Annotated in this window: 14 protein-coding genes and 1 pseudogene; 1 reads left to right on the top strand and 14 read right to left on the bottom strand. The window is 51.5% G+C overall.

Annotated elements, in window-relative coordinates:
• Positions 1-74: 74 nt before the first annotated feature.
• From ACFOLF_RS20770 to ACFOLF_RS20750, 5 genes and pseudogenes are all read right to left on the bottom strand, one after another.
• Positions 75-212, bottom strand: a pseudogene (locus ACFOLF_RS20770) (phosphohydrolase); the annotation flags it as partial.
• 48 nt (positions 213-260) lie between these two features.
• Positions 261-899 (bottom strand): FMN-dependent NADH-azoreductase, encoded by a 639-nt coding sequence (locus ACFOLF_RS20765; RefSeq protein ID WP_210046966.1) that lies wholly within the window; start codon positions 897-899, stop codon positions 261-263.
• Positions 900-1,690: 791 nt separating this feature from the next.
• The gene (locus ACFOLF_RS20760; RefSeq protein ID WP_210046967.1) at positions 1,691-2,725 is read right to left on the bottom strand and encodes an N-acetylglucosamine kinase; all 1,035 of its coding nucleotides are present in this window, start codon (positions 2,723-2,725) and stop codon (positions 1,691-1,693) included.
• Between the two features lie 216 nt (positions 2,726-2,941).
• Positions 2,942-4,042, bottom strand: a complete 1,101-nt coding sequence (locus ACFOLF_RS20755) for a sialidase family protein (RefSeq protein ID WP_210046968.1) — start codon at positions 4,040-4,042, stop codon at positions 2,942-2,944.
• A complete protein-coding gene (locus ACFOLF_RS20750; protein ID WP_210046969.1) occupies positions 4,039-4,584 on the bottom strand; it encodes a DUF4364 family protein in 546 nt (181 codons plus the stop codon). The genes ACFOLF_RS20755 and ACFOLF_RS20750 overlap by 4 nt, the downstream gene beginning before the upstream one ends.
• 290 nt (positions 4,585-4,874) lie before the next feature.
• Between ACFOLF_RS20750 and ACFOLF_RS20745 the strand changes: the two genes are divergently transcribed.
• A complete protein-coding gene (locus ACFOLF_RS20745; RefSeq protein ID WP_210046970.1) occupies positions 4,875-5,834 on the top strand; it encodes a D-2-hydroxyacid dehydrogenase in 960 nt (319 codons plus the stop codon).
• Between the two features lie 91 nt (positions 5,835-5,925).
• Here ACFOLF_RS20745 and ACFOLF_RS20740 read toward each other — a convergent pair whose 3' ends face one another.
• From ACFOLF_RS20740 to ACFOLF_RS20700, 9 genes are all read right to left on the bottom strand, one after another.
• Entirely contained in the window at positions 5,926-8,253 is a 2,328-nt protein-coding gene (locus ACFOLF_RS20740; RefSeq protein WP_210046971.1) for a glycoside hydrolase family 9 protein, read from the bottom strand.
• A gap of 181 nt (positions 8,254-8,434) precedes the next feature.
• Positions 8,435-9,373 carry a 3-hydroxyacyl-CoA dehydrogenase family protein gene (locus ACFOLF_RS20735; protein ID WP_379114607.1) on the bottom strand — a complete coding sequence of 313 codons (939 nt, stop codon included), beginning with the start codon at positions 9,371-9,373 and terminating at the stop codon, positions 8,435-8,437.
• A 371-nt stretch (positions 9,374-9,744) separates the two neighbouring features.
• Entirely contained in the window at positions 9,745-11,124 is a 1,380-nt protein-coding gene (locus tag ACFOLF_RS20730) for an aminotransferase family protein (protein ID WP_210046972.1), read from the bottom strand.
• A gap of 63 nt (positions 11,125-11,187) precedes the next feature.
• A complete protein-coding gene (locus ACFOLF_RS20725; protein WP_210046973.1) occupies positions 11,188-12,249 on the bottom strand; it encodes a tartrate dehydrogenase in 1,062 nt (353 codons plus the stop codon).
• A gap of 45 nt (positions 12,250-12,294) precedes the next feature.
• Complete coding sequence (gene ald, locus ACFOLF_RS20720; RefSeq protein WP_210046974.1) at positions 12,295-13,419, bottom strand: alanine dehydrogenase; 1,125 nt, start codon at positions 13,417-13,419, stop codon at positions 12,295-12,297.
• A gap of 13 nt (positions 13,420-13,432) precedes the next feature.
• A complete protein-coding gene (locus ACFOLF_RS20715) occupies positions 13,433-14,878 on the bottom strand; it encodes an aldehyde dehydrogenase family protein (RefSeq protein ID WP_379114605.1) in 1,446 nt (481 codons plus the stop codon).
• 174 nt (positions 14,879-15,052) lie between these two features.
• Positions 15,053-16,678, bottom strand: a complete 1,626-nt coding sequence (locus tag ACFOLF_RS20710) for an ABC transporter substrate-binding protein (RefSeq protein ID WP_210046976.1) — start codon at positions 16,676-16,678, stop codon at positions 15,053-15,055.
• A 50-nt stretch (positions 16,679-16,728) separates the two neighbouring features.
• Positions 16,729-17,613 carry a carbohydrate ABC transporter permease gene (locus ACFOLF_RS20705; protein ID WP_210046977.1) on the bottom strand — a complete coding sequence of 295 codons (885 nt, stop codon included), beginning with the start codon at positions 17,611-17,613 and terminating at the stop codon, positions 16,729-16,731.
• An 18-nt stretch (positions 17,614-17,631) separates the two neighbouring features.
• Positions 17,632-18,579: an ABC transporter permease gene (locus ACFOLF_RS20700; RefSeq protein ID WP_379114603.1), complete on the bottom strand. Its 948-nt coding sequence runs from the start codon at positions 18,577-18,579 to the stop codon at positions 17,632-17,634.
• Positions 18,580-18,583: the final 4 nt, after the last annotated feature.

Raw genomic sequence — 18,583 nt, 5'->3', positions numbered from 1 at the left:
CGCCAGTCTCTTCACAGTTCAATCGGGGCTTTTTTCGACAATTCTGCCCGTTAACAAAGGCAGCCGATCTTTCAACCCTTCAAAGCCGCAAATAGAAATACCCGGTTCGAGTGGTTCCACAGAAGGTCGTCGCCATGCTCACGCAATAATTCAGCCGCTTCAACGGCTAGTTTACTATCAGGAATCTTTATTTCAGCGATTAAATTCGTCATCGACAACTTCCCCCTTATTCATTCGTTAACTACTAAAATTTGATTTTGTCATTTGATTGCAAATTTTGAAGCTGCTTCTTCGGCTTCTTTATATGCTTTCTGTAAGACTTCATCTTTATCTAATATAGAGGTTCCTTGAACCCGAAGTATTTCATAATCCTCAATACCAAGAAAATTAAACATCGACTTCAAGTACTTATGTGAGTATTCAACTTCGGTATACCAGTCATTATTGGTATAAATTGCTCCACTTCCTTGTATGACAATCATACTGCGTCCATCCTTAAGAAGACCCACTGACCCATTTTCGGTGTACTTGAATGTTTCCCTTGCAATCATAATATTATCCATATAATCTTTTAATTTTGACGGAATATTAAAGTTATGCATTGGATATGCGATTACATATTTATTTGCGCTTTTAAATTGTTGCAATACCTCGTTCATACGCCCGGTTACTTCTTGCTCTTCGATTGTTAACTCTTCTCCATTTCTTTGTCCCCATGCGCTTAAAACAGTTTGGTCTATCATGGGTATAACGTCATTATATACGTTTATTTGTTCAATAACCTCGTCATTAGAATGATGCTCTTTATAGATTTTCAAGAAGTAATTTAATACATTTAGACTAAATGAAGAAGTAGAGTCCACTTCTGGGTGTGCATTAATGACTAGCAGTTTGCTCATTGAATGGTTTCTCCCTTTGTTTTTAGTTTGTACATCAAAGAAGACAACTGAAGGAACATATCTGTGACAATGATCTATAAAAAATTTAGGATTGCCTTTCAAGCAAACGGACAGCACCTTGAAGTTTGTCCGGATTCATCATGACATATACACGAGAAATGGCCGAACCGTCAGGATTTAAAGCGAGGGAGTAAACGGCGAACGGTTTACCATCAAACATCACCATAAAACTGTCATGGCCGTTGGACCACTACCTTCTTGATAGTCCCATCCCGGAGATAGTTAGAAATGGAATAGGTCAGCAAAGCCTGGACGCGATTCCGGCCAATAATCGGGTTAAAGGCAGCTCTTACTTTGCCGCCGCCGTCTGTCAGCAAGATGGCGTCTTCACTCTAAGTAATTCAACAATGGCGGCGATATCTCCAGCGCGAAAAGCTGCGCTGAACGATGCACTAAGTCCCTGGAATTCAGGTTTTAATGGCGAAATCGGCACCCCCGCTCTGAACTTTATCCGTACCCTATGTTGTAATCTTAAACTTAAGAATAAAGAAGGTGGCAATTGGATTTCCAATTGCCACCTTCTTTATTCAAACCAACAAAAATGACTCGCCCATATCAGATGACAGTGCAAGCCATTCCAAACGACGAACGCTGAAACTGCTGGGGACCGGCAACACGTAAGGAAGATGTCGGTGCTCCAGCTGATAGACAATTCGAAATAGAAGCAGGGCAGAATATGAAAAAACTGCCCTGCTCTTCTTATTACCCAATGATTGATTCTCGATTCTATTTTATCCTACCGACTCCGCATATCCGATATCCCGGAATAGCTTCCGTTCGGTGCAGCAATGCTCAAGCGTTTTCATAACGTCTTCGGGTATACCCTGCGGATAAATGCGATCCAGATCCATTAACAGCGCCCCGACTACCGGTTCGAACCGTGCGTTTATACAGTATGCCCCGGGTATTTTTCCCTTGAGGTGTTTTTCAATAAGTTCCTGAATGATGTTGTCGCCCTTACACACGCCTCCCGAAATGACCACAGGCAGCGGCCTGTCAACGATATTCAGTTTTTTTGCGGCAACCACCACATAATTAGCCAAAGCGGCGCAAAATTGATCAATGTACTGCAGCGACACGGCGTCTCCGAGACGTATGGCCTCAAAAAGCAACGGGCAGAATTCCTTATACACCGGCTGTTTGGGAGGCTCGTCTTCGGTTCGGCCCGTCGTACAGAGCATATAAAACTCCTCTACGGAGGAAAAACCCGTAAAATCCAGCAAAAGGCGCGTTAGTTCGGTTTCCGGCGCAAGGCCGGCGCTGGCGTCCACCACAGCGTCCACAATGAAGCGGCCTATGGCGTCGCCGCCCTGATGTATGTTCTTTAAGTAATAGGCATACTCATAACTCTGACCGTCCTTGTTATAGACCGCGCAGTTGGCGCCTGAGCCCAAGCAGATGACTGCGCAATCGCGCCCGATAATCTCAGTGCCGCCCCTAAGCGCGCCTATGCAGTCATTAAAGTAAGAAACATTCTGGACGCCCAAAGTCTCGCGAAGATGTCTGACTCCAAGGGGAAATTCAAACGACCAGTCCGCTCCGGAACAGTTGGCGGATACCCGATCTATTTTTGACATGGGCAATCCTGCGTCGGCGAGAGCTTTGTCCGCGGCGAAACGGATACGTACCATTTTAAATATCCGCCTTTCCAGCGCTTGATATATCCATTCCTTGTCGTCTCCAAAGCCCAAAATATTGCCCTGGTGGTCGGCGATGATAGCATGGGCTTTCGTTCCACCTAGATCAACAGCTAATATCAATGACATGATTAACACTCCATTTTATTTACTGAAAAAGTTCGGCAGGTATGCGCGGTTAGCCTCCAACACACGCTTTAACAGTTCTTCCGCCACATCATAGTCTGCAGATAAGCGGATGATGCGACAAAGCCAGTACGGCGGTTTCTTAACTATAGAGACAAGCCCCCAAACCGCCCAAGACGGTTTTTGAGGGCGTTTTTTTATCGAATTCAGGCTGGGCGCTTACATCGAGTCCAATGGGATTTTAGCGATGACGGCGCTTCTTACGCCATCATGCTCCTGCATGGTACAGGCGATATACAGGAATCCTTCCTGCTCGCAGGCGCAGGGATAAAACCAAATCCCCCCCCGGCCATCGAATTCCGCAGCCCCGCCTTCGAATAACTTATAGACTTTTGTGTATTCCACCTCTCCCGGTTCGGTGAGAGCCATGCAGAGCAGACCGCGTTTAAAGTAGCCCTGATCGTTGTTGTAAATCATGTAGCGCCTGCCATCGGACAGGATGCCTGCGAACATTTTGCAGTTTCCGACCGGCATGGTAATTTTGGCCGGCTTTGACCAGCTCTCACCGTAATCCCCGCTCGTAAAGACAAAAGACGCTCCGCTTGTGGGATCGCCATGCTTGCCCTCGTCATTTCGGACATAAGCGGTGACAGTGCTTCCTTGCACGACCAAAGTAATTTCGGGGCACCTGATCTTCACGGCGCCTGGAGCGAGCGGATCATACAAGAAAGAGCAACGCCACGGCTTCGCGATATCCGAGCCCTGGCTGATGAGCACTGCCGGAAAAGCGGGAGTTTCCCCCTTCAGCGGCATCCAGACGCCGGCAATGTAATCGCCCGTATCCATCAGGATTGGGGGAGAATTGCTAAGGAACCCCCCGGATATGACGGAGATTCTTCGCCAATCGTCAAGAGAAGACTGCGGAGCCTCGAACAGGTCAAGGGAAATCGACAGATTCTTGCCGCCCATCTCGGTGATCAGAGAAAACAGTTTGTCTTCGTGCACAAAAAAGCTCGCCGGCACAAAGTGCTCTTCGGCGCTGCCGATCTCACCCACCACGTTGAATACCTCCGACCAGCTTTCCCCTCCGTCCTCGGAATAGCGCCCCCGGATCAGGGAAGAACCGCAGATTTCCGCGTCGGTGGAGTTATACCAGCCCAAATACAATTTGCCGCCGTGCGAGGTGATCGTGCAATCGTGAAGAAAGGGCAACAGATCGCGCCGTCCATCGTGCGCGAGTATCCTTGTCATGCCGCTGGGATAAGGCATTTCGGATGGTTGGGGGTAAGGGAGCTCCTCCTTCCAGACGGGTAGTTTCATGCCTTCCCCTCCTCCGGCCGACTTGTCCAAAAGCCCGGATCCGGCTCATCCCCGGCGATGGCCTGCCATACGGCGTCAAATGCGCGCCCAGAGTTGCTCATCCATCCGGAACATATTTTTTTCGCGGTGTCGATATCCCTGACGATAATATTAATTTTAAGGACAATCCTTGAGCCGTCGCGGATGGAAAGGAACACGGGAACAACCCCGGTGGACGACTCGGTGTACTGGGCAATATAGTCTTTCTCCTGCTCAAAGACGCGCTTGTACTCCGCGCTTTTGGCGGCTACGTCCGCTTTTATCCGCGCAAGCGCCGCGTCGCCGCTCACCAAGGTCCGGCCGGCGTCCGTGATTTCGTAGACGACGCCACGCAAATTCACGGCCTGGCAAACAAGTCCCTGCTCCTTGAGAGAGGTAAGCGGCAGCTTGAGATCGGTTTCCGCGACAAGGCTTGTTTCAAATAAAAAACGTGAAAGCTCTCCCACACTCAGCTGATCCATCTGCGCCAATGCGCACAGGACATACGATTCTTGGCTCGACATGACGATCCATCCTTTCTTTGTTGACAACGGTTGGGGCACGCATAGCATTCCTCCCCTATGGTTGTAATCATAGGCATATTGGCCTTGCCGCAATTATAGGCATACACGCCCGCTCAGTCGAGGATGAATAAATTCACTCCCATCGAAAAAAAAACCGATTTGGTAGGAAATTTTATCATTCTTTATTATCTGAAAATTTTTAGTTAAAGTGTAAAAAATGAGATATGCCCTTTTCCGGAATTGCCGGACAAAGCTCGCTCCATTAGCAACAGCATGGGAGGAATGTACGGATGAAAAAGACCCTGCTTGTCATGATGACCTTTTTACCTGAATTTCGCGCTAAACTGGAGGCGCAAGCGCCCGGGCTCGATATCGTTTACTGCGAGAAGCAGCCTCCTTCGGAAGAAGCGCTCAAACGAGCCTCCTATATCTGGGGGAACCCCAACGAAGAGCAGCTTTCCCTATGTGAGAGATTGGAATGGCTGCAGCTCCAGACAGCCGGGCATGACCAGTATATGCAGCCGGGCGTGTTGCCGAAGGGCGCTTTGCTGTGCAACTGCTCCGGCGCTTACGGGCTTGCCATCTCCGAATTTCTGCTTGCCCATACGCTCGTCCTCATGCGCAAGCTTCACCTGTACCGCGATCACCAGCATGAGCGCAGTTGGAGTCATCTGGGACGCATCGGGATCGTAGCGCGCTCTTCCGCGCTGGTCGTCGGCATCGGCGATATCGGCGCCCGCTATGCTCAAAAAATGCACGCGCTGGGCGCGAGGGTTTTCGGCATTCGCCGGCAAGTCGACAAAAAACCCGATTATCTGGAAGCTCTGTATCGTATGGATCAGATTGACGACATCCTGCCGCAATGCGACATTGTAGCTCTGTGTCTGCCGAATCACCCGGACACGGAGCGCTTATTCAGCCGCGAGCGCATCGCGAAGATGAAGCAAGGGGCTTTCCTGCTCAATGTGGGACGGGGTTCAGCCGTCGACACCGAGGCGCTCTGCGACGCCTTGGAAAGCGGCGCGCTGGCGGGCGCTGGCCTCGACGTGGTGGAGCCGGAGCCTCTTCCTAAAAGCCATCGCTTGTGGAATATCAAAACAGCGATGATCACTCCCCATTGCGCCGGCGGTGACGAATTCGGTGAAATCTATCCTTCCATCATCGAGGTCTGGTTTGAAAACCTGCTCCATCTGCAGGCGGGCGAACCCCTGCTTAACCGTGTTGACACTGAAACGGGATATCGCGTGTAATGGCGAGCCGACCCTTGCCGCCCGGAAGCACGCGCTGGAAGTCGAATAGATCCCGTGTGCCGGATTTGACGCTTATGGCGGAAATAAAGAATCAGATGCCCTTGTAAACCTCTGCAATACTCCACATCACGCGCGCAGTGCTACACACCCATACTTCTTTATAGGTGCAGTTGTTTTGCATGGGCATGTATGGCTCGTCTTCGTTTTCGAAAGTCTCGAAGCCGACAGGCACTGCGCCCACAGGTTGGCCTGCAAAGCCGCCGTAGAGCAGAGGATAATCATAGCCTTCTCCATACATGGTGCTCATGGCGAAGGGGTTGAAGCCCAGAACATATTCCAGTTGCCTGGCCGCTATGTCATAAAGCTCGCGGTCGCCAAGGAACCTTGCCAGGGTGAAAACGTTTTTGGCCTTGCTCAGTAAGGTCGCATGAAAGCCACGGAACTGGTAGGACACCGGGAATCTGCGCAGATATGTGTTTTCGTTCAGCTTGATCCCGTTTTTCACCTGCGCATTATATTCTTCGATCGTCGGACCGCCAATGTCCTTTGACCCCTCGTGCGACATCTTGGAATAATCGGTGTTGCCGACTTCGTATACGCCTGCCGGCAATATGCCGTAGGGCTCCATTACGTGTGCGGTTTCCTTGATGTAGTCGGTGTAAGCATCCACGCACTGCCTCCACAACCCCGCATCCGGGTGATCCGGCGCGTCGACGAGCAGCAGTGTGAAGCCCTTCATGAAGAAATGCTCATAACTGCGGTGGTAAAAGCTGATGGGCCTTGTTTTATCACGATCTTCGTAGAAGTAGCCGTGCAGCGGCAGGGAAAAGTCCGTCCTGCGCTCCAGCTGCTGGCATTGGGCCAGCTGTCGCGCACGGTTCGCCGCCGCGTCAAGAAAGCGTGTCTCACCAGTCACGCGGTAGAGCATGGCAGCGGCGGAAGTGGCCACTGCGATACGCTCAGACATCAAACTGTTATCGTTCGAAGCTGCAATCGTATCTTCGGCAAAGAAAAAGTCTTCACTGGCGCACTTGACACACCAGTCGTAGAAATTCCTGTCCCATTTGTAAAACGGTGCGCCGTAGGCGCAGGTATAGGCGGCGGTGTAGTTATGAATGGCGGTATTCTTTGCCTCCCCCGTCATGTCGTCCTTATCGCCGCGGTAATTCTTGGTCCAGATGCCCTTAGTGAGGCTGGTATGACGGTAGCCGTCGCCAAAACGGGTGCGCATCGCCCAGTTCAGTCCCCAGCGGGCTTCCTCCAGTACGCGCTCGGAAAGGTCCGGCTGCGTTTCACGGGTGGCGTCGCCGAGGTCCAGCATGGCGACAATGACATCTGCGGTTTTATCTATAGCCTGCGATAAATCTGCAGCATCGTGCCAGCCGCCATGTACAGGTATAGTGCGCCCGTCGGGGTGTTTGCAGAAGGTATCGAGGTGGCATTCGATGTGAAGCTCCGGTACTTCGAAGCCGCAGCGCTCGGTGAAGAAGAAGCTAAGGCTTTTCCAGGCGGCGGCGAGAAATGCGTCCGGACCGATGGGAAAGGCTTTGGAAGTGAAATCCCCTGCAGTAATAGTATAGAAGCCGGGTGTTTTAAAACCGGAGAAATCCACAAGGCCAAAGCCGTTTTCGCAAGCCGTTACTTTGCCGGTATACACGGTTTTACCCTTGTCATCGGCCAATGAAAAGGTTTCTGCATCGGAGCCCTGTACCAGCGCCTGTTTGCGCGCATCACTCAGGTAGCCGCTGTGACAGTATGCTATGGTACCTGATGGAAGGTCCCAGCCGCGGCTCTTTTCGGGCTCTACCATTTCAATCCGCAAATCGTCAATATAAAGGGACATGCTGTCCGAGGCATTCATGGGTGAGCCGGGCAGGAAAGTGTATACCGAGATGCCGGTGACATTGTCGCGGTAGATATCGGGGAGCTCCCAGATAATCTGTGTCCACTGGCCGGGCGTCATGTCAGCGTGATGCATGCCCTCAAAACGGCCGGGCACGGGCATGATGTGCTCACCCTCATTGTGCAGTGCCACCAGGACAAATTGGTTGGAAAAGCCGGGAGAGTCCACATAGACCCACAGTGAGATGCGGTTGTACTCATAGAGGTTTTCGTGCTGCAGCGGAAATAATATGCCGGGTTCATCATATCTGCGGTTGTTTGGTCTTTTGACGGCGGTTGAAGTGGGTGTGTCCAGCCGGACGCTTCCCTTGCCGGATATGGTGTTTGTAAAATCCCTGTGTATGGTGCCTGGGCCCTTTTGGATCAGGGTATCAAAATTTTCGCACAGTTGAAGCTCACGGGACTTCAAAATGGGCTTCTTGCGCCAGCGTTCATAAGCGGAATCCGATTCGTCCACTTTCATGGACCTGCGGATGTACCGACTCTCCTTGAGCTGATCGAGTAGGGGTTGATACATTTGTAAAACCACCTTCCTTTTTTTGTTAAATCCGGTCATACGTTTCAAAAGGGCGATCAATCGGGCCGTTCGTGAGAAAAACGGCCCATTGATTCGGCGAAATCGGATCATTGCGGTATTGTTGCACAACAACAACGTTAATCGGGTTTCAGTGGTTAGAATGATTCATTCGAAATTCAGGCTATTCCAGCCCCATATCCCGCTTCAAGTACCGAATGAGCTCCTGCTCCCGGGCCTTGGTCATTTGCGCGGAAAACGCTTCGTCCCACTCGTAAAAGCCGGCGCCGGTTTTTAGCCCGTACTTGCCGCTGTCAACCAGCGCGCGCATAGCGTCGAGCGATTGATCGGCCTTGCTCAAATCGGCGAACAAATAGCCCGAAATGGCGTCAAACACTTCAAGACCGCCCATGTCGGCCGTCATGAATGGACCGGTTATGGGGAGCCGGCGCCCGAGGCTGTACGTCACGGCGGCGTCGATATCCTCCATGCTGGCGATGCCCTGCTCCAAAATATACTGCGCCTCCCGGAACAGCGCATACTGAAGCCGGTTACCGACCGATCCGAGCACATCCTTTTTCACGAGAATCGGTTTTTTGTCCATAGCCCGCAGCAGCTGCATCGCCCGATCCGCCGTCTTGTCGTCGGTTTTCTCCCCGCGTACGACCTCGACGAGAGGCAGCAAATGCGCAGGATTCCAAAAGTGTGTGACGACCATCCGCTCCGGCCGCTTCATCCGCTCGGCAATCGCCGTCGGGCTCAGCCCGGACGTATTGCTCGCCAATACAACGCTTTCATCGCACAACGCATCCAGCTGCTCGTAAAGCTGCCGCTTCAGCTCCAGCTGCTCGGGAATCGACTCGATAACGAAGCTCGCGTTCGCTACAGCGTCCGGCACCGAAACCGTTGTGCGGATGCGCCCGCGCATCGTCGCAATGTCCTCCTGCTTGATCAGACCGTTGTCGGCCAGCAACGCCAGCTTGTCGCAAATTCCTTTGTCCGCGCGCGCCAGCCCGGCTTCACTGTTCCCCTGCAAAACGACCGAAAAACCGGCCCATGCCGCCGTCAGCGCGATGGAATGGCCCATCAGCCCTGCGCCCAGCACGCTTAAGGTTTCTCCCAAGTCCGTTCCCCCTCCTTGCTTCTTCCAAATACTACATGTTCAAGTACGCAAGAAGAAACGGCTGTCGCCGTCCTTTGGTGGCACAGTAAGTTTCTTCCCTCAGACCTTATAGAAATGAATAAATGTGAAACTTATAAATTCTATAAGGTTAAGAAGAAACGGCTCTGCCGTCCTCTGGCGAAAGAGTTAGTTTCTTCATCAAAAATAGAAGCAAAGTATGACGGAATTTTATACTCTCTTATATTTCAAGAAATCGTGCCAAAATGTTTTTCTCCTGGCGAACAGGACGAGCGGCTGAAAGCCAAGCCCGTCCGTTCCCCGGCGCGCATGTAATAGATTTTGTACGAATCATGCGCATGGGATTTCGGCTATCAACCCAACAATTCCTTCCGTGCATCCGCTATCGATGTCGCCAGGATGTCTATGAGCGACTCCACCTGATCCTTCTGAATGGTCAAAGGAGGACATAGGGCTATGATGTCCGTATTATCGATCGTGATCGCGCGCGTGATCAGACCTTTTTCCTTCGCCTTGTCGAATACGAGCTGCGCAGCCTTCTTGGCTGCCGGAAACGCCCGTTTGTCCGCCTTGTCTTCGACGAGCTCAACCGAAGCGAGCAGCCCCCGGTACGTGACGTTGCCTACAATATCCGAATCCCGCTTCAACTGCTCCAGCCCGGCGCTAAGAACTTGGCCCATGGCGGCAGCATTCGCGACCAGATTTTCCCGTTCGATGATCTCCAGATTTTTAAGCGCCACTGCGCAAGCGGTCGGATGTCCGCTATAGGTATATCCATGAGGCAATACCGCGGTGGACAGCTCCGCAAGTTCCTTATGCAAGCCGTCGTTCAAAATCACGCCGCCAAGCGGAACGTACCCGCTCGTAATCCCTTTCGCGAACGTCATCAGGTCGGCAACCACACCCTCGTGCTCCATGCCGAACCATTTCCCGGTTCGTCCGAAGCCGGTAATGACCTCGTCGGCGATCATCAGAATGCCGTACTTGTCGCAAAGACGGCGGATTTCTTTCATGTAGCCGGGCGGCGGAACGATGACCCCGCCTGCTCCCTGAATCGGTTCGACAATAACCGCCGCCACTGTGTCAGGACCTTCCCGGAGAATCGCCTCCTCCATACTTTGCACCGCGCAGGCGGCGCCGCCTTCGGCGCAAGATTCGCACTTGTCGCAGCGATAGCTGTATGGAGCGCCCGCTTGCACGAATCCATCGGCGAGCGGTCCGCCCATCTGGCGGAATACCGGGATGCCGGTTGCGCTCGTCGCGCCCATCGTCACGCCATGGTAGGCGCGATAGCGGGCGATGATTTTATAGCGGTTCGTCTCGCCCTTCAATTTGAAATAATGGCGAATCAATTTAAATACAGTATCGTTCGATTCCGAGCCGCCCGATGTGAAATGGCAGACGTTCAAGTCGGCGGGCGCGAGAGACGCTATTTTCTCGGCCAGCAGGATGGCTGGCTCATGGGAAAACCGGTTGAAGGAGTGGCTGTAGGCCAACTTGCTCATTTGCTCCATAGCCGCTTGCGCCAGTTCCTGCCTCCCGTGGCCCACATTGACGTTCCATAGGGAGGATAACCCGTCGAGATACTGTTTTCCTTCGGTATCGTACACATAAATGCCTTCGCCCCGCTGCATGATGACAGACGGTCCCTGTTCGTAATGATCCTTAATCGGGCTGGTCGGATGCAAAATATGCTTACGATCCAGTTCCATCAATCGTTGATTATCAGCCATCTTTCTTCTCCTCACGCCGAATTTATAATGAAAAGGGTACAATTTAACCCATTGCTGCTCTCTTTAATTCAAACGATGAAGTCTTTCCCGAATCGCGTCCCCGACCTCTTGCGTCGATGCCGTTCCGCCGACATCCGCCGTACGAATCCCGCTTTCCATGACATCTTCGATGACCTGAAGAAGCGCGGTTCCGAGTTCCTCTTCGCCAAAATAATCGAGCATCATCTTCGCCGTCCAAATCTGGCCGACGGGATTTGCGATGCCTTTGCCGTATATATCAGGCGCGGAACCGTGTACCGGCTCGAACATGGACGGATATTTGCCGTCCAAATTGATATTGATGGAAGGGGCGATTCCGATGCTTCCCATAATGGCTCCCCCAAGATCGGTCAAAATATCGCCGAACAAGTTGCTGGCCACCACCACATCGAACAGCTGCGGACGGCTGACAAAAAACGCGGCAAGCGCATCGATATGATACGAGCTGGTTTTCACTTCAGGATAGTCGGTTTGCACTTCCTTGAAAATCTGATCCCAGAACGGCATCGTATGATAAATCCCGTTCGACTTGGTTGCACTCGTCACATGTCCGCTTCTTTTCTGCGCCAACTCGAAGGCATAGCGCATCGCCGCTTCGGACCCTTTGCGTGTAAATACTGCGTTCTGGATCGCGACTTCATCCTCGCCTTGATGAATCCTCCCGCCAATCTCGCTGTATTCTCCTTCGCTGTTCTCCCGAACGACAATCAGGTCGAAGTTTTTGGGGTTCACCAGCGGCGATGCGACGCCTTTTAATTGCTTGGCCGGGCGGAGATTGATCGTCTGGCGGAAGCCTTTGCGGATTTTGAGCAGCAATCCCCAGAGCGAGATGTGATCCGGCACGAGCCGAGGATCGCCGACCGCACCGAGAAAAATGCCATTGAAGCCCGCAAGTGTGTCCAACCCGTCATCCGGCATCATTTTGCCCGTCTCGCAGTAGTATTCGCAGTTCCACGGAAACTCGACAAAATCGAAACGAATACCGCCGTGAATCTGTGCGATGCAGCGCAGCACTTCGAGCGCTTCCGGCATCACTTCCTTGCCGATGCCGTCGCCCGGCAGGACGGCGATTTCTAAAACGTTCACGTTGTTAACCCTCCACTCCCGCTCCCTATTTCCCTGGGATCCGGTTTATTTGGTGTTTACCAGCAGTATCTTCTCGTAAGGAACGTAAGGGAAGCCGAGCTCTCTTGCGACCGGAGCGCAGGTGACCTGTCCTTCCGTTACATTCAAGCCTTTGGCCAAGGCAGGATTCCCGTTCACCGCGCTTGCCAATCCCTTGTCCGCGATTTCCAGGACATAAGGCATCGTAACGTTGGTAAGTCCGATGGTGGAAGTCCGCGACACCGCACCCGGCATGTTGGCGACCGCGTAATGAACAACGCCGTGCTTGATATAAGTAGGATTGTCATGCGTCGTCACGCTGTCGACCGTTTCAAAAATACCTCCCTGGTCTACGGCGACGTCGACGATGACGGAGCCGGGTTTCATCGTCTTGACCATTTCTTCCGAGACGAGTCTGGGAGCTTTCGCACCGGGAATGAGTACCGCTCCGATGACCAGATCCGACTCCTTCACGCATTCCGCGATGTTCGCCGGATTCGAGATCACCGTGTTCACGGATTTTCCGAACAGATCATCCAACGCGCGAAGCCGATCAGGATTGGAATCGATAATTGTGACGTCTCCGCCGAGCCCGATCGCGATTTTGGCCGCATTCGTTCCGACGACGCCGCCGCCGACAATTGTCACCTTGCCGCGTTTGACTCCCGGGATGCCGGACAATAAAATTCCGATTCCTCCGTGCGGCTTTTCCAAAAATTGCGCGCCGATCTGCACCGACATTCTGCCGGCCACTTCGCTCATTGGGGTAAGCAGCGGCAACCTCCCGCCTGTCTCCACCGTTTCATACGCAACAGCGGTAACGCCGCTATCCACGAGAGCTTGGGCAAGCTTGCGCTCGGCTGCCAAATGCAAATACGTGAACAGAATCAGCCCTTTTCGAAAATACATGTACTCCGACGGCAGCGGCTCCTTGACCTTGAGAATCATCTCCGCCTGCGACCAAACATCGGACGCCGCCGCGATCTGCGCTCCGGCCTTCGAATAATCCTCATCCGCAAAACCACTGCCCGCTCCGGCGCCCGACTCGACGAATACCTGATGACCTCGTCCGACCAAGCTCAACACTCCGGATGGCGTAATGGCGACACGGTTCTCATTATTTTTGATTTCTTTTGGAATCCCGATAATCATGGTGAATCCCCTCTCATTGACGGGCGTGCGTTATATTATGGTTAATCACGATCAACTTCATTTCCGTCAATTCCTCAACGGCATATTTGACTCCCTCGCGGCCCATGCCGCTGTCTTTCACGCCGCCGTAGGGCATTTGGTCCACCCGAAAAGAAGGTGTATCGTTGAGCATCACACCTCCGACATGCAGTGTTTTTGCCGCGCTGAAAGCATTATGCATGTTCGAGGTATAAATGCCGGCTTGCAGTCCGAAGCGCGAGTCGTTGATGTAATTCACGGCCTCCTCAACGGATTTCACCTTATTGATTAGCACGACAGGCGCAAAAGCTTCCTGGCAGGAAACTTTCGTCTTCGGATCGACTCCGAGCAAAACCGTAGGCAGAACAATATTGCGTTCAGCGGTTCCCCCTGTGGCGATCACCGCACCGTTCTGTTTGGCTTCCTCAATCCAGCTCAACGTTCGCTCGACGTCTTTCCGGCTGATCAAGGCGGAAAGATCGGTCCTTTCGTCCAGCGGGTCTCCGATGGTCAGCTTGTGTGTCGTTTCTACGAACTTGTTGACAAACGTGTCGTAAATCGCTTCATGAACGTAAATCCGCTGCAGCGAAATGCACACCTGCCCCTGGAAACTGAACGAGCTGATGACGCAACGGGCAATAATTTCGTCGATGTCAACGTCCCGATCGACGATCAACGCCGAATTCGAGCCGAGTTCCAAGGTCGCCCGCTTTAACCCCGCTCTGCTGCGAATTTCCATTCCGACTTCCGGACTTCCCGTAAACGTCACGGCTTTGATACGCGGGTCCGTCACGATCTTGTCGCCAACTGTCCTTCCACTCCCCGTCACAACATTTAATGCTCCGTCGGGAAGACCGGCTTCAGCAAACAATTCCGCCACGAAAAACGAACTTAACGGGGTTTGCGAAGCGGGTTTCAAAACGACCGAATTGCCGGCTGCAATCGCAGGCCCGACCTTATGGGCGACAAGATTCATCGGAAAGTTGAATGGCGTAATGGCGCCGACGGCTCCCAGCGGCTCCCTGACGGTGTAGGCTGTCCGGTTTTCCCCGCCAGGCGCGGCGTCAACCGCGAATTGCTCACCGTGAATGCGCCTTGCTTCCTCCGAGGAAAACTTATAGGTCATGATGGTACGCTGCACTTCCGCGCGGGCCATGGCAAGCGGTTTGGCGGCTTCCGCGGCGATCAGCCGGGCTGCCTCCTCGGCTCGCTCGGTCAGGAGCGATGTAACTTTACCCAAAATTTCGGCTCTCTGATGGCTCGACATCGCAGCCATGACCTTAGCGGCACGATCGGCGGCGGCGATAGCAGATTCGGTCTCCAGTATCGTAGCTTGAGGAATTTCAGCGATCGTCTCCTCTGAGTAGGGCGACTTGAGACTCTCGTAGTTTTGAGCTTCAACCCACCTGCCATCAATGAATAACTTCTTTCTTCCGCTCACTCCACATCGTCCCTTCGGGGTAGTTGGCCGTTCCACCATACATAGCAACAATTTTCATGCCAACATTACCCCCAGTTGCAGGTTTATTATCCTGCAACCGGGGGCTTCTTGTTTATTGTCTGTTTTACCGGATCAATCAAATGGGATGGTGTTTTTGACCTTTCTCTTTACCTCCTATTTTTTCTTCATCGCGGTAAGCTCATCCAGAACAGGCTGAATCAGTGGCATCTTTGCTTTGACCCAAGCTTTCCAGTTGGCCTCTACATCAGGTCCCTTCAGAACAATTCCCGCTAATTCTGCATTGAGGTCCATGACAGCGCGGGTACGCGCGGGTGAATTATAAAAGTATACGTCCGGGTCGAGTTTCGCAAAAATCTCGGGATTATTGAAATCAATGACCTTGGCTTTCTCCATATACTGATTGAGGCCTTTATCGCGCCAAATCTGCGGCAATGTCGGATTAACCAACTGATAATCGTCGCGCAGACGGACCAGGTTGGGCCATAAGTCCTGGATACTCTTGTATTTGTCGGAAATTTGGATGTCCCCGTTCAAGTTAGTAATCGTGCCGTCGGGCTTTGTTTCCCAGTCAGTGCCTTCAATACCCATGTTAATGAGTTTCTGCCCTTCCTCGGAAGCGGACTCGTCGAGAATGTCGAGTATCCGTTCAAACTTGGCATCATCCAGTTTCGGGTTGAATATAAGACTACCGGCGAAGTTGGGGGCTTCACTGCCCCGATAAGCGCCCTTGTCATCCGTAATAAACGCAAAGTTCAACGCCTCGTCAGGATCAACGTCTAAATTCGTGCTCATAAAGCTGGCCTGCCGGGTGCCCACGGAGCCCATACCCGAGGAGGCATTCATCGCAGCAACGCCGGCGGTACTCAGTTGCGCTTCCGTTTCCCTTCCGCCTGGCAGATTGTAGAATTCAGGATGCAACAGCCCCTCGTCATAGGCCTGCCGCCACAGCTTCAATCCTACCAGGATATCTGGATCGGCGAGTCCCCAATGAAACACTCCGTCAGCGTCCTGGTAGAACTGAGAGACATCCCGGTAGTGTGTAGCGTTGGGGTGTATGAAGAGATGAGGAAGGTCCGATGTGGGAAAGATAATAGGAATCAGCGCCTTGCCTACTTTGCCGGGATCCTGTTGCTTGACCTTCATCGCGATATCCATGAGTTCAGTAATGCTGTAAGAATCCTTTACTTCGGCGCCAACGGCACGGAACCAATCTGCGCGGTACCACATTCCCGAGTTGTCGATCAGCGTGTCAAGCGGATAGTTGTCACCCATGATAGGCTTAAACAGAATATTGTCACTGCCCACTTGATCCGAAACATATTTGGCAATTCCTGTCGCATCTTGGGACGCGGCGAGGTTCGGCCACTTCTCACGCCAGCCTTCAGGCAATTCCTTAAGCAGTCCCTGCTTTACATAGGATACATACTCTGAATGATTATAGTTCCAGCTCCCGATATCGGCCATATCGCCGGAATTGATCCAGATGCGAAATGTTTCACTGTTGTTATTGGATGCTACCGGCCTGATTTCCCAGTCAAAGTTGAACTTATCCTTCCAAATTTTTGAAAAATCATCGTCGTTTACGTCAAGGTTATTACTGCCGACGGCATACGAAATTGTCATATGCTCGGCATACTTATTTTGTTCTTGCCCCGTGGCTCCCGACGGCGCCGGTGCGGATGCGGCCGGGGATGCGGTCTCATTTGACGAACATGCTGAAACAACACCGGCCAGCATGACCGTCACAAGCAGAGACGTGAGTGTTTTTGTTTTTTTCATAAAAAATTATCCTCCCTTTTTTTTATATATTACAATTCGGCGCAATATTGTTATTTTACCGCGCCGACCATAATACCCTTCACAAAGTATTTTTGCAGGAACGGGAAGAACAGCATAACCGGAAGCATGGTACATATGATAGCGGCCGTTTTTACTCCCATAGCGAAATTTGACGCCAGCTCGATCGTGTTCCCGCCGGTTTTCACCATGTCCATTTGCGCATCGATTACAATGCTTCGCAGCACCAGTTGCAGCGGTTGAAGCTCCCCTCTTTGCAAAAAAAGCATAGGGTGAAACCATTCATTCCAGCGGTCCACTGTGTAGAACAAGGTTATTGTGGCAAGTACGGGCGCGGACAGCGGCAAAACAATATTGGCAAGAATCCGCCATTCCCCCGCTCCGTCTATCCTCGCTGATTCCATAAGCGAATCAGGCAGGGCTTTGAAAAAATTGTGCATGAGAATCATGTAAAAGGTACTCACTGTGTTTGCCAGAACAACAGCCCATAAATTATTGGGCACCAGGTGCAGATCCTTCATTAGCATATACAAAGGGATGATTCCGCCGTCAAAAATCATAGCGATCAACACAAAGTAGAAGATGAATTTGCGCCCGGGAAAATTTTTGCGGCTCATCCCGTAAGCAAAACTTGTGGTAAGAAATAAACTGAGCGGCAACGACATTGCCAGGAGCTTAAATGTAGTAAAATAACCGCTCGCGATACGCCCATCCTCAAATATCCGTTTATACGATTCCAGCGTCGGTTCCATTGGGAAGAGAAGCAACGGGGTTTTAATGTATTCGGCCTCTGATGTAAAGGAAATGACGACAACGCTGAAAAACGGAAACAAAACTATTAATCCCCATATAATCAAAATAGCAGGAATAAGATAATCGCCTATCGTCTTTCTTTTCAAGCTTTTAGTTGATTTCATATGACCCTCGCCTCCTCTCTAGCCCATTAAGCCATCTTTACCCATCAGCTTTGCGATGCGGTCAGCCGCCAATAATAATGCCATATTAATTACGGAACGGAAAAGGCTTACCGCCGTTGAGTAAGAAAAATCCGGCGCGCTTTGGAATGAGATTTTATAAATATACATATCCAAAGTTTCAGCTACGCCGCGTACCGCGTCATTGCTCAGATTGAAAATCTGATCGAATCCCGTGGACATCAGACCGCCCATGGTGAGGATAAACATAACAATGATCGTGGGCATAATACCGGGCAGCGTAATGTGGAACATTCTTTGAAACCGGTTTACCCCATCAATGGCCGCGGCCTCGTATTGCTCTGCATCAATGCCAGATATGGCCGCCAGGTAGATGATTGCCCCCCAGCCTGAACTCTTCCAGATCTCAGTAATGTACAGCAAGGGGACAAAAATGGATTCATTTCCTAAAAAATTAAAAGATTTAAGGCCAAACGTCTTAATCATGCCGTTAACAAACCCGTCGTAAGACAAAACAGTAATCAGGACGCTTGATAGTACCACCCATGATAAAAAATGCGGAAACGTGAGTATCGTTTGCAAACTTTTTTTCATCCTTAGGAAAATCACTTCATTTAAAAGAAGGGCAATCACAATTGCCATCGGGAACTGAAAGACCATTCTTCCCAAGTTGATTTCCAAGGTACGAACTACTGAACGTATAAACGCCTGATCCACAAATATATATTTGAAGTTCTCCATGCCAACCCACGGACTGCCCCATATTCCGCCGCTCACCCGATAGCTTTTGAAAGCTAAGGTAAGTCCACCCATGGGTCCGTAAACAAAAATGATGTACCAGATAAGGCCCGGAGCCAATAAGGTGTAAACCATCCTGTACTTCCAAATCAATCTCAAAAGGTTTCTGAATTTTTGCGTTTGCGTTCTTTCCGTAAATGAGGTGCTCAATACT

The organism is Paenibacillus sepulcri, from assembly GCF_042647105.1.
Classification (GTDB): Bacteria; Bacillota; Bacilli; order Paenibacillales; family Paenibacillaceae; genus Paenibacillus_Z; species Paenibacillus_Z sepulcri.
Note: the sequence above shows the minus strand (reverse complement) of the source record. Positions and strands in the feature narration are given on the sequence as shown.

Excerpts from the sequence above, each read along its gene's own strand:
- ACFOLF_RS20730 (WP_210046972.1), bottom strand. The coding sequence starts at position 11,124 with ATGGCTGATAATCAACGATTGATGGAACTGGATCGTAAGCATATTTTG.
- ACFOLF_RS20740 (WP_210046971.1), bottom strand. The coding sequence starts at position 8,253 with ATGTATCAACCCCTACTCGATCAGCTCAAGGAGAGTCGGTACATCCGC.
- ACFOLF_RS20705 (WP_210046977.1), bottom strand. The coding sequence starts at position 17,613 with ATGAAATCAACTAAAAGCTTGAAAAGAAAGACGATAGGCGATTATCTT.
- ACFOLF_RS20755 (WP_210046968.1), bottom strand. The coding sequence starts at position 4,042 with ATGAAACTACCCGTCTGGAAGGAGGAGCTCCCTTACCCCCAACCATCC.
- ACFOLF_RS20710 (WP_210046976.1), bottom strand. The coding sequence starts at position 16,678 with ATGAAAAAAACAAAAACACTCACGTCTCTGCTTGTGACGGTCATGCTG.
- ald (WP_210046974.1), bottom strand. The coding sequence starts at position 13,419 with ATGATTATCGGGATTCCAAAAGAAATCAAAAATAATGAGAACCGTGTC.
- ACFOLF_RS20750 (WP_210046969.1), bottom strand. The coding sequence starts at position 4,584 with ATGTCGAGCCAAGAATCGTATGTCCTGTGCGCATTGGCGCAGATGGAT.
- ACFOLF_RS20760 (WP_210046967.1), bottom strand. The coding sequence starts at position 2,725 with ATGTCATTGATATTAGCTGTTGATCTAGGTGGAACGAAAGCCCATGCT.
- ACFOLF_RS20765 (WP_210046966.1), bottom strand. The coding sequence starts at position 899 with ATGAGCAAACTGCTAGTCATTAATGCACACCCAGAAGTGGACTCTACT.
- ACFOLF_RS20745 (WP_210046970.1), top strand. The coding sequence starts at position 4,875 with ATGAAAAAGACCCTGCTTGTCATGATGACCTTTTTACCTGAATTTCGC.